The organism is Reyranella sp. (assembly GCF_965279465.1).
In the GTDB taxonomy this organism is placed as follows: Bacteria; Pseudomonadota; Alphaproteobacteria; order Reyranellales; family Reyranellaceae; genus Reyranella.
In genome coordinates this window covers 6,522,947-6,534,553 of the sequence record NZ_OZ257242.1, presented here as the reverse complement: position 1 = coordinate 6,534,553, position 11,607 = coordinate 6,522,947, and the positions used below count along the sequence as shown (strand labels likewise).

Below are 11,607 nucleotides of genomic sequence, written 5' to 3'. Positions count from 1 at the left end.
GCGGCCCATGACCCCTCCGCCCTCGTAAGACGAGGGCACCTCCCCTTCGCGGAGTCCGCGAAGGGGAGGAAAGTGAAAAACTATCGCTTCTCAACCCTCGGCAATGTCCCCATTCCCTTCGAGATGATCTGCAGCATGACCTCGTCGGCGCCGCCGCCGATCGAGGCGAGGCGCGAATCGCGGAACGCGCGGGCGGTCGGGCTCTCCCAGAGATAGCCCGCGCCGCCCCAGTATTGCAGGCAGCCGTCGGTCACCAGCCGCATCATGCGGCCTGCCTTCAGCTTCGCCATGGAGGCGAGCAGCACGACGTCCTTGCCGTCGAGATACTCCTCGCAGGCGCGATAGCAGAGCGACCGCACCAGCTCGATCTCGGTGCGCAACTCGGCGAGCTTGAAATGGATGATCTGGTTGTCGAGCAGGGGCCGGCCGAACACCTTGCGCTCGCGCGTGTATTCGGCTGTCTCGTCGATCAGCCGCTCCATGCCGACCACCGCGCTGATCGCGCCCCACAGCCGCTCCTCCTGGAACTGCTGCATCTGGTAGATGAAGCCCATGCCCTCCTGGCCGATCAGGTTGCGCACCGGAATCTTCACCTCGTCGAAGAAGATCTGCGCGGTGTCGGAGGAGCGCATGCCGAGCTTGTCGAGCTTCTTCACCACCTGCACGCCTTTGGTCTTCATCGGCAGGGCGATCAGCGACTTGTTCTTGTGCACCGGCCCCTCGCCGGTGTTGGCGAGCAGGCACATCCAGTCGGCCTGCGTGCCGTTCGTCGTCCACATCTTGCCGCCGTTGATGACGTAATCGCCGCCGACCCGGCGCGCGCTCGTCTTGAGCGAGGCGACATCGGAGCCGGCGCCGACCTCGGAGACGCCGAGGCAGGCGACGAAATCGCCGGCGATCGACGGCGCGAGGAATTCGCGGCGCAACTCGTCGCTGCCGTAGCGGGCGAGCGCGGGCGTCGCCATGTCTGTCTGCACGCCGATCGCCATCGGCACCGAGCCGCAATGAATGTGGCCGAGCTCTTCCGCCGCCACCATGGCGTACGAGTAATCGAGCCCCATGCCGCCGAACTCGACCGGTTTGTTGATGCCGAGCAGGCCGGCGTCGCCCAGCTTCTTGAAGACCTCGTGAGCGGGGAAGATGCCGTCTTCCTCCCACTGGTCGACGTGGGGATTGATGTCCTTGTCGATGATCGCGCGCAACGTGCGGCGGATCTCGTCGTGTTCCTGGGTGAATTGCATCTTAGCGGTTCCCCAATCGAGGCATGTTGCCCATCAGCTTGGCGATGATCTGCAGCATCACCTCGTCGGCACCGCCGCCGATCGAGCCCAGCCGTCCGTCGCGGTAGGCGCGGGCGACGGGGCTGTCCCAGAGATACCCGGCGCCGCCCCAATATTGCAGGCAGGCGTCGTTGACCTCGCGGCGCAGCCGGCCTGCCTTCAGCTTGGCCATCGACGCCAGCATCGTGACGTCCTTGCCGGCGAGATAGTCCTCGCAGGCGCGATAGACCAGCGAGCGCAGCGCCTCGACCTCGCTCTTGAGCTCGGCCAGGCGGAAATGGACGACCTGGTTATCGAGCAGCGGCTTGCCGAACACGATCCGCTCGCGTGTGTAGTCGATCGTGGCGTTGATGATGCGGTCGCAGCCCATCAAGGTCCCGGCGCCGGCCCACAGCCGCTCCTCCTGGAATTGCTGCATCTGGTAGATGAAGCCCTGACCTGGCTGGCCGATCGTGTAGCGCACCGGCACCTTCACCTCGTCGAAGAAGGTCTGCACCGTGTCCGAGGCGCGCATGCCGAGCTTGTTCAGCTTCTTCACGATCGAGATTCCCGGGGTCTTCATCGGCACCACGATCAGCGACTTGTTCTTGTGGACCTGGCCGTCGCCGGTGTTGGCGAGCACGCACATCCAGTCGGCCTGCGCGCCGTTGGTTGTCCACATCTTGCCGCCGTTGATCACCCAGTCGCCGCCTACCCGGCGGGCGTTTGTCTTGATCGACGCGACGTCGGAGCCGGCGCCGGTCTCCGACACGCCGAGGCACGCGACATAATCGCCGCTGATCGAGGGCGCGAGAAATTCCCGGCGCAGCTCGTCGCTGCCGTAGCGGGCGAGCGCCGGCGTCGCCATCGAGATCTGCACGCCGGTCGCCATCGGGATCGAGCCGCCGTTCACCAGGCCGAGCGATTCCGAGCACACCATGGCGTAGGAAAAGTCGAGGCCAGAGCCGCCGAACTCGACTGGCTTGTCGACGCCCAGCAGCCCGGCATCGCCCATCTTCTTGAACAGCGCGTGGGCAGGGAAGGCGCCCTCCTTCTCCCACTCGTCGACATGCGGATTGATCTCGCGGTCGATCAGGGTCTTCCACGTCTGGCGAAGCGCCTCGTGCTCGGGCGTGAACTTCATTGCAGGCATTCCTCGGAAGGCTGGGAGCGCGGCTCTCCAGAGCCGCTCATGGAATGAGGCGGGCCAAGATAAGAGCGGCTCTGGAGAGCCGCGCTCCCAGCGAAGCACGATCGGGGTTCCATCGCTCACATCCTCGCGACGCCGAAGGTGATGGGATTGAGCGGACGCACCAACGACTCGCGGGCGATCGAGAGGGTGAAGGCCAGCACGCGGCGCGTGTCGCGCGGGTCGATGATGCCGTCGTCCCATAGATGCGCGGTGCCGTAGAGCGCGGTCGATTCGCGGTCGAACTGGTCGACGATGCTCTTGAACATCTTGTCGATCTGCTCGCGCGGCGGCTCCTTGCCCTCGCGCAGGAACTTCTGCTCGGTCACGGTCTTCATCACCCCGGCCGCCTGCTCGCCGCCCATGACGGCGGTGCGGTTGTTGGGCCAGGCGAAGATGAAGCGCGGATCGTAGGCGCGGCCGCACATGCCGTAATTGCCGGCGCCGAAGCTGCCGCCGATAACAATAGTTATCTGCGGCACGGTCGCGTTGGCCACGGCCTGGATCATCTTCGAGCCGTGCTTGACGATGCCGCCGCGCTCCGCCTCCGTGCCGACCATGTAGCCGGTCGTGTTCTGCAGGTAGACGATCGGCGTGCCCTGCTGGCAGCAGAGCTGGATGAACTGCGCGGCTTTCACCGCGCCCTTGGTCGTGATCGGCCCGTTGTTGCCGATCAGCCCGACCGGTTCGCCCTCGATCTCGGCCCAGCCGCAGATCGTCTGCTGGTCGAACAGGCCCTTGAACTCGAGGAAGTCCGATCCGTCGACCAGCCGCGCGATCACCTCGCGCACGTCGTACGGGTCCTTGTGCGACGGCGGCACGACGCCGCACAGCTCGTCGATATCGTAGAGCGGGTCCTTGAATGGCCGGACGGTCTTGGGCGGCAGCCTGTCGTTCCAGTGCCACTTGGCGATGATCTCGCGCGCCATTCGGATGCCGTCGGCGTCGTTCTCGGCCATCCATTCGGCGACGCCCGAGACGGTGGCGTGCATCTCCGCGCCGCCCAGCTCCTCATCGGTCGCGATCTCGCCGGTCGCGGCCTTCAAAAGCGGCGGGCCGGCGAGGAACACCTTGGCCTGGTTGCGCACCATGATGACGTAGTCGCTGAGGCCCGGCAGATAGGCACCGCCCGCGGTCGACGAGCCGTGCACGACCGTGACCTGCGGGATGCCGCGCGCCGACATGCGCGCCTGGTTGGCGAAGCCGCGACCGCCGGGCACGAAGATCTCGGCCTGGTACAGGAGATTCGCGCCGCCGGACTCCACGAGGTTCACGACCGGCAGCTTGTTCTCCATCACGACCTGCTGGACGCGCTGTCCCTTGCGCTGGCCCGAGGGCGCCACGGTGCCGCCTTTGATCGCCGAGTTCGAGGCCGACACCATACAGCGCACGCCCTCGACATAGCCGATGCCGGCGACCGAGCCGCCACCCGCGCTCGAGCCGTCCCGGTCGTCGTGCATGCGATAGCCGGCGAGCGGCATCAGTTCGAGGAACGGCGCGCCGCGGTCGAGCAGCAGGGCGATGCGCTCGCGCGGCATGAGCTGCTTGCGCTTGGCGAAGCGCTCGCGCGATTTGTCGGACGTCGCCTGAACGCTGGCTTCGGCGTCGCGAAACTCCTGGATCGCGGCGAGCATCTTCTCTCGATTGCGCTTGAACTGGTCGCTGTTGCGATCGACCTGGCTTTCGAGGATCGGCATCGCTCAGCCGCCCAGCACTTTGGGCGTGACGGCGAGATGGAAGCCGTTGAACGCCTGCGACTTGTCCGTGGCGGGCAGGGGCATGGAGCGGTTGCCGAGCGGCACGCCGCCGTCGATCCGGATCTCGGTGCCGGTGATGTAGGCCGACGCGTCGCTCAGCAGGAAGCACACCGCGGCCGACACCTCGCTCTCGGTGCCGAGCCGTCCGAGCGGGCAGTGGTTCTTGAGCTTGGGAATGTTCTCCTTGAACTCGCCGGTGTAGGTGTCCATGCCCGACGACGCGATCCAGCCCGGCGCCACCGAGTTCACCCGCACACCGGACACGGCCCACTCGTAGGCGAGAGTCATGGTGAGGTTGGCCATGCCGGCGCGGGCGGCGCCGGTGTGCACCATGCTGGGGAAGCCGTTGCGATAGTCGGCGGTCATGTTGACGATCGAGCCGCCGTGGTTCTGCATCGATTGCGTGTAAACCTCGCGGCTGACGATGAAGCCGCCGGTGAGGTTGTTGCGCACGACGACGTCGAAGCCCTTGGCGCTGATCGCCGCGGCGGGGGCGGGGAACTGGCCGCCGGCATTGTTGAACAAGCCATGGATGCGGCCGTTCTTCGCCACGATCGCGGCGATCGCTTCCTTGACCTGCGCTTCCTCGCGGATGTCGAAGGCGTGAGTCTCGCAGGTGCCGCCGGCCGCCTCGATCTCGCCCTTAACGACGGTGAGCTTCTCCGGCTTGCGGCCGGTGATGACGACATGGGCGCCCAGCGCGGCGATCTCGTGCGCGGTGCACCGGCCGATGCCGCTGCCGCCGCCGGTCACGATCACGGTCTGCCCGCCAAACAATCCCGGCTTGAAGACCGAGCGATACGACATGTTTCCTCCGCCTGAACGGCCGTTCATCGGCCTGTATTTGACGTTTACGTAAAGGTCAAGTAAGCCCCCATTGCATCGACCGACTGGAGGAAGAACCCGCCATGACCTTGCAGGAAATTACCGAAAAAATGAAGGAAGGCGCGTCGAAGAAGTCGTCCTTCGGCAACACCGTGAAGTTCAGCACCGACCAGGGCGTCGTCTACATCGACGGCAACGCCAATCCGCCGGCCGTCAGCAACGACGATGGCGCCGCCGACTGCACGGTCAAGATGGCGTTCAGCGATTTCACCGACCTGATCGGCGGCAAGCTCGACGGCATGACCGCGTTCATGACCGGCAAGCTCAAGATCGAAGGCGACATGGGCGTCGCGATGAAGCTTCAGAGCATCTTGCGTTAGCAAGTTCCCGCGCGCTGGCGGGCGGCAGCGCATTCACGTGCGGGAGAGAGAGCGGCCGCGGACGGTTGCCACCCGCACAGTTCAGAATAGACAAGAACTCGCCCACGCTGCGCGGTGTCGATCGACACCGCGTTTCTCGGGACATTGCCGGCGACCATCCCCACCGCATCCTTCGGGGTGAGGTCACGCTGTCGTGAAACGGACCCCTCGTTCGCTCCCATTTTGGACACTCACAGGCCTCGGGATGAGGTGGCTCGGTAGCGATTCACACGTCGCCCGAGCCTCCAGGCCGCTCATGGCTCCTTGCTCTTGTGATAGTGCCGGCGCGCCTTGGCGCGGTTGCCGCAGGAAGACATAGAGCACCAGCGCCGCTTGCCGGCACGGCTGTCGTCGAGGAACAGCCAACCGCACTCGGGATTGGCGCAGCGCCGCACCTTGTCGAGCCGCGGACCGGCCAGCAGATCGCCGGCCGACCAGAGGACCGGCGCCAGCAGCGTGAGCGCCGTGCCGGACGTCATGTCCACATTCCACTCATAGCCGTCACGACCGCGCTTCAGGGTCGTGCGGGCAGGGGCCTGCGCCAGCGCGTGGTTCAGCGTCTCAAGGTCGCGCGAGGGCGCCGCCTTGCCCTGGGCCTGCGCGTCCAACAGCCGGTAAACCGCCTCGCGGAGCGCGATCGCCCGATCGAACTCCGTCCCGGGGAGAGGCTTGGTTGCCCTTGCCCAGGCGGCAAGATCGGCAGGCGCCTTCAACGTCTCCGTCGGCACCTCCTGGCCCCGCCAATAGCGGGTATTGGCGAAATCCAGGCACAGGTCGGGACGCGTCATCAACCGCAGATACTAACCGGTTGGCCGGTTGACAAGCGACATGCCCGTGATAACCATATAACCAGTTATATAGTTAAACTGGAGGATGACATGCTCGACCACATTTCGATCGGCGTCGCCGACATCCCGCGCTCGGGACGATTCTATGATGCCGTGCTGAAGCCGCTCGGCTACACGCGGCTGTCGGACGGCGATACGTCGCTGGGCTATGGCGCCAATTCGGTGCAGCTCTGGCTCGGCGCCACTGCGCAGCCCGTGAAACCCGACGGGGAGTCGGGCCTGCATTTCTGCTTCGTGGCGCCCGACCGCAAATCCGTCGACGCCTTCCATGCCGCCGCGCTCGCGGCCGGCGGCACCGACAACGGCAAGCCCGGCGTGCGCACGGACTATGGTCCGAATTACTATGCGGCGTTCGTGGTGGACCCCGACGGTTACCGGCTCGAGTCCTACTGCGGGAAATAGGCGACGCCTGGCTCACGGTGCCGACGATGGCGCTCTCGGGCACTATCGTCACCGGTCTCGCCGGTCAGCGCGAACGCGGCCTCCGGGAGCGACTCGCGACCGGGCTCTTGTTCAAATCGGCGGTGACGTCGAGTTCCGGCGCCGCCAGGCTACGGGCGGCGATCCGACCCAAGTGGTGAACGCGCGCGTGAAGGTCGTCCCGTCGCCGTAGCCGAGGGCGCCGGCAATTTCTTCGGGCGGGAGCTCCGTCGCCGCGAGCAACTGCTGGGCGATCTGCGATTTCACCCTGTCGAGTTCTTTCCGCGCCGTCGTGGCTTCGCCGCGCAGCTTGCGATTCAGGGTGCGGCGCTGAAGCCCTGCCAGCTGCGCGATGCGATCCACCGTGGGAACGCCCTGAATCAAGGCCATGACGCAGGCGCGCCGCACCGCCGAGGCGAGATCGAGCCGGCGCAGGCGGGCGACCTCATCGAGCGAGAGCATCGGCGTCAGCGCCGCTTGCGGCGCCGCGTCGTGGACTTCTCGCTCCAGCCATGACGCGGAGAATGCCAGCGCGGTTCTTTCCGCATCGAACACGACGGGAGCGGAGAACCTGCGCCGGTAGGGCCGCTTGTCGGCCGGAGAGCGGCGCGCCAGCCTGACTTCGACCGGCTTCCATGCCGGGCCGCAAAGGTCGCGCACGATGTTGCTCACGATCGACGCTACGAACTCAGTCACCTCGGGCAAGCCATTGGCGACGGGCCCGAAGTGGGTAACGTAGAGGGTCGCGATGTCACCGTGCCTCACCAGGGCGGGCACCGTCGTGCGATCGTGAAGATGCAGGGCCAGGATCAGTCCCCGCAGGGCGGCGCCGACACTGGCCGCGCCGCGCGCAAGGATGCCGATCGGGCCGAGTGATTCCAAGGAAACCGACTGCGAGGCGACCAGCGGGAAGTGAGCGCAGCCCGTCTTTCGGGCACAGGCGGCAAGCAGGGCCGCGCCGTCCCCGACGGCGATGACTCGCTCGGGATCGCTGATCAGGTCGGGAGGCCGGCCGATCTCGCCGAGAACCGTGTCCAACGACACACCGAAACCCGCAAGTGCGGCAGGCAGTCCGGCGAACGGGTGAGCGCGCACCATGCCTTCCGGAATGACCGGCAGCCCCGTCAATCGGTTCGCGGCGCCTGTCATGGCGGTCATGAATGTCCTCCGCGCCAGCGGATTTGTCGCAAACTGCAAGGACACATTTTCCAAGTCATCTTAAAATACTTCATCGCAGATGAGAAAATTGGGGACAAGATGAAACGCAGATGGACGGCTGCCTTGAGGGCAACGAGTGCATTGGTGGCGTGCCTTGCCCTTTCTCCAACGGCAGGCCAGGCCCAGCAAATGCGCGGAGCGCCGGGCGCGCCGGGGACCGTCGAGTTCCCCGACAGCCGCGTGCTCCCGATCCCCACGCCGCCCTTCACCGGCGCGATCATGCCCAATGCGAAAGACAGCACGAGCGGATGGCCGGCCGCGGTGGCGGCGCCTGCGAACGCGCCGAACGTGTTGTTGATCCTGACCGACGATGTCGGCTTCGGCGCACCGTCGACCTTCGGCGGCGTCATCCCGACACCGGCGCTCGATCAGATTGCCGAGGCAGGCCTGCGCTACACGCAGTTCCATACCACTGCCCTGTGCTCGCCCAGCCGCGCTGCGCTGCTGACCGGCCGCAATCATCACTCCGTCGGCTTCGGTAACATCTCCGAACTGTCGACCGCCTACCCGGGCTACAACGCGATCATCCCGCCGGAAAAGGCGCCGGTCTCGCAGACGCTGAAGCACAATGGCTTCTCGACCGCCTGGTTCGGCAAGAACCATAACGTGCCGCCGTGGGAGGCCAACCCGGTCGGGCCGTTCGGCAACTGGCCGATCGGCATGGGCTTCGACTATTTCTACGGCTTCGTCGGCGGCGACACGAGCCAGTGGCAGCCGGGCAATCTCTTCCGCAACACCACGCCGATTCATCCTTATGTCGGCAAGAAGGACTGGAACCTCGGCACCGCGATGGCGGACGACGCCATCTCCCATATCAGGACTCAGGCCGCGGTCTCGCCCGAACGCCCGTGGTTCATCCATTACGCGCCGGGCGGCACGCACGCGCCGCACCAGCCGCCGAAGGAATGGATCGAGAAATTCAAGGGCAAGTTCGACGCCGGCTGGGAAGTGCTGCGCCAGCAGATCTTCGAGAACCAGCGTAAGCTGGGCGTCATCCCGGCCAACGCCCAGCTGCCGCCGTGGCCCGACGACATGAAGAAGTGGGACAGCCTCACGGCCGACGAGAAGCGCCTGTTCACGCGCCAGGTCGAGGTCTACGCGGCCTTCCTTGCCTACACCGATCACGAGATCGGGCGCGTCATCCAGACGGTCAAGGATCTCGGCCAGTTCGACAACACGCTGATCGTCTATATCAGCGGTGACAACGGCGGCAGCGCCGAAGGCTCGATGAACGGCACGCCGAACGAGGTCGCCTACTTCAACGGCGTGGCCTTCACCGTCGAGCAGCAGCTGCCGCTGATCGACGTTTGGGGCAGCGACCTGACCTACAATCATATGGCCGTGCCGTGGACGATCGCGTTCAACACGCCCTATCGCTGGACCAAGCAGGTCGCCTCGCATCTCGGCGGCACGCGCAACGGCATGGCGATTTCCTGGCCGAAGCGGATCGCCGATCGCGGCGGCATGCGCACGCAGTTCCATCATCTGATCGACATCGTCCCGACGATCCTCGAGGCGGTCGGCGTTCCGCAGGCGAACACGATCAACGGCATCGCGCAGCATCCGATCGAAGGCACCAGCATGGGCTATACGTGGGACAAGGCCGCCGCCGGCCTGCCGTCCCGCCGCCGGACGCAGTATTTCGAGATCATGGGCAATCGTGCCCTCTATCACGACGGCTGGATGGCGAGCACGACGCCGATCGCGACGCCGTGGAACACCGCCGCTGCGGTGCCCGCCGACGTGCTCAACGGTTACAAGTGGGAACTCTACAACCTCGTGCAGGATCCCACCCAGGTGAACGACCTCGCGCAACGCGAGCCGCAGCGCCTGCGCGCCATGCAGGAGGTGTTCCTGATGGAAGCCACGCGCTACCAGGTGCTGCCGCTCGACAACTCGCTGCTCACCCGCATGATCGAGCCGCGGCCCGGGCCGGCCGCCGGCCGCAAGCAGTTCGTCTATACGGCGCCGGTCTCGGCGATTCAGGCGAACGCGGCGCCGGGCATCCTCAACCGCTCCTATCGCATCACCGCCGAGATCGAGGTGCCGCAGGGCGGGGCGAACGGAATGCTGATCACGCAGGGCGGCCGCTTCTCGGGCTGGGGCCTGTATCTGCGCGAGGGCAAGCCGGTCTTCACGATGAACCTGCTGGGCGTCGAGCACGTGAAGTGGGAAGCCCCGGCCGCCTTGCCGCCGGGCCGCCATACGGTCGTCTTCGACTGGCAGATGGACGCCAAGGGTCCTCCGGTCGCGCGCGGCGGCAACGGCACGCTGTCGGTCGATGGCGTCCAGGTCGCGCAGCGCGCGCTGCCCCGGACGCTGCCCTTCACCTGGGCATGGGACGAAACCCTCGACGTCGGCCTCGACACCGGCACGCCGGTCGACGACCGTGACTACCAGGTGCCGTTCGAGTTCACCGGCAAGCTGGGCCGCGTGACTGTCGATCTCGGAGAGTCGAGCGTCACGCCAGAAGCCATGCGTGAGTTCCAGGAGAAGGCAGCGAAGCGCGACTAGGGTGCGGCCCCATGTCCGCTCCGCCGGGAGCCGGCCAGCTGCGAGCCACGGCTCGCGGCGCAACTCGGGCAACAATCGAGAAACGAGATCTGCTTGAAAAGACAAGTACTGCTCGCGGCGACGGCGGGCTTGCTCGGGCTGATGGCGACCATCGCCCGGGCGCAAGAGAATCCTGCGGCGACGGATAGCGTCCACGCCGCGGCGCCCGTCCCGGACAAATCGCCGCCCGGTGACGGGAAGTCCGCCGACGACTGGCGTTTCGGCTTCACGAGTTACGCCTGGTTGAACGGTCTCGCCGGCAACGCCACGGCGCACGGCAACACCGTCGACTTCAATGCCAGTCTCATCGACCTCATCCAGAAGAGCAGTTCGCTGGTCGCCTTCGACGGCTACGCCGAGGCCAGGAAGGGACGCTTGGGCTTCTACGGCGACCTGGTGTGGGCGAAGCTGGGCATTCCGACCTCCGCGGTGTCCTATGCCAATCCGATCCGTGGGGTGACGCTCAGCACGAAGTCGAATGCCGCCGTCACCACGTCGCTCACCATCATCGAGGCAGGCGCCCTGTACGAGGTTGCGCATTGGCCTGGAAGCGAACGGTCCTTCACCGCGCTCGATGCCTATGCAGGCATCCGCTACTGGAACCTCTCGACCCAGATAAACCTCGATCTCACCTGGACGCTCGATTTCTCCGATCCGCGCCTCAGCCGGTTCGACCGCTCGAAGACCGTCGGCGTTGCCGACAGCGGGACGTTGCAATGGGTCGATCCGCTGATCGGCCTGCGGCTGCGCCACCAGTTCACGCCCAGCCAGGAGGCCATGCTCAAGGCCGATATCGGCGGCTTCGGCATTTCCGGCAGCTCGGCATTCTCGTGGCAGGTCGCCGCGCTCTACAGCTACACATGGCAGTTCGACGGGCATGCGATTGCCGCTCTCGGCGGCTACCGCGCGCTGTCGACGAGCATCAGCTTCGGCAGCTGGCCCGACAACTCGGGCGTCAACCTGATCCTGCACGGTCCGCTCATCGGCTTAACCGTCAAGTTCTGATCCAATCCAGGGAGCGAACAATGAAAAGGCTTACCTCGGCGGCGGCGCTGGCGTTGTCCGCCATGGCAATCCTGGCCGGCGGTGCGTAGGCACAAGACCTGTCCGGGCCGCTCA

Annotated in this window: 10 protein-coding genes; 4 read left to right on the top strand and 6 right to left on the bottom strand. The window is 66.0% G+C overall.

Annotated elements, in window-relative coordinates; all coding sequences use genetic code 11:
• Positions 1-80: 80 nt before the first annotated feature.
• The 4 genes from ACQY8M_RS31695 to ACQY8M_RS31680 form a co-directional block, all read right to left on the bottom strand.
• Positions 81-1,241 carry an acyl-CoA dehydrogenase family protein gene (locus ACQY8M_RS31695; RefSeq protein WP_428664643.1) on the bottom strand — a complete coding sequence of 387 codons (1,161 nt, stop codon included), beginning with the start codon at positions 1,239-1,241 and terminating at the stop codon, positions 81-83.
• A gap of 1 nt (position 1,242) precedes the next feature.
• On the bottom strand, positions 1,243-2,403 hold the full coding sequence (locus ACQY8M_RS31690) for an acyl-CoA dehydrogenase family protein (protein ID WP_428664640.1): 1,161 nt from the start codon (positions 2,401-2,403) through the stop codon (positions 1,243-1,245).
• A 125-nt stretch (positions 2,404-2,528) separates the two neighbouring features.
• The gene (locus tag ACQY8M_RS31685) at positions 2,529-4,145 is read right to left on the bottom strand and encodes an acyl-CoA carboxylase subunit beta (protein WP_428664637.1); all 1,617 of its coding nucleotides are present in this window, start codon (positions 4,143-4,145) and stop codon (positions 2,529-2,531) included.
• Between the two features lie 3 nt (positions 4,146-4,148).
• On the bottom strand, positions 4,149-5,012 hold the full coding sequence (locus tag ACQY8M_RS31680) for an SDR family oxidoreductase (protein WP_428664634.1): 864 nt from the start codon (positions 5,010-5,012) through the stop codon (positions 4,149-4,151).
• Between the two features lie 101 nt (positions 5,013-5,113).
• Between ACQY8M_RS31680 and ACQY8M_RS31675 the strand changes: the two genes are divergently transcribed.
• Positions 5,114-5,410 (top strand): SCP2 sterol-binding domain-containing protein, encoded by a 297-nt coding sequence (locus ACQY8M_RS31675; RefSeq protein WP_428664631.1) that lies wholly within the window; start codon positions 5,114-5,116, stop codon positions 5,408-5,410.
• 293 nt (positions 5,411-5,703) lie between these two features.
• Here ACQY8M_RS31675 and ACQY8M_RS31670 read toward each other — a convergent pair whose 3' ends face one another.
• Entirely contained in the window at positions 5,704-6,237 is a 534-nt protein-coding gene (locus tag ACQY8M_RS31670; RefSeq protein ID WP_428664628.1) for a CGNR zinc finger domain-containing protein, read from the bottom strand.
• Between the two features lie 90 nt (positions 6,238-6,327).
• Between ACQY8M_RS31670 and ACQY8M_RS31665 the strand changes: the two genes are divergently transcribed.
• A complete protein-coding gene (locus tag ACQY8M_RS31665; protein WP_428664625.1) occupies positions 6,328-6,699 on the top strand; it encodes a VOC family protein in 372 nt (123 codons plus the stop codon).
• 111 nt (positions 6,700-6,810) lie between these two features.
• Here ACQY8M_RS31665 and ACQY8M_RS31660 read toward each other — a convergent pair whose 3' ends face one another.
• Positions 6,811-7,875, bottom strand: a complete 1,065-nt coding sequence (locus ACQY8M_RS31660; protein WP_428664622.1) for an AraC family transcriptional regulator ligand-binding domain-containing protein — start codon at positions 7,873-7,875, stop codon at positions 6,811-6,813.
• 189 nt (positions 7,876-8,064) lie between these two features.
• On the opposite strand from ACQY8M_RS31660, the gene ACQY8M_RS31655 reads away from it, so the two are divergent.
• Both ACQY8M_RS31655 and ACQY8M_RS31650 read left to right on the top strand, forming a co-directional pair.
• Entirely contained in the window at positions 8,065-10,449 is a 2,385-nt protein-coding gene (locus ACQY8M_RS31655; RefSeq protein WP_428664619.1) for an arylsulfatase, read from the top strand.
• Positions 10,450-10,542: 93 nt separating this feature from the next.
• The gene (locus ACQY8M_RS31650) at positions 10,543-11,493 is read left to right on the top strand and encodes a hypothetical protein (RefSeq protein WP_428664616.1); all 951 of its coding nucleotides are present in this window, start codon (positions 10,543-10,545) and stop codon (positions 11,491-11,493) included.
• The last annotated feature ends 114 nt before the right edge of the window (positions 11,494-11,607 follow it).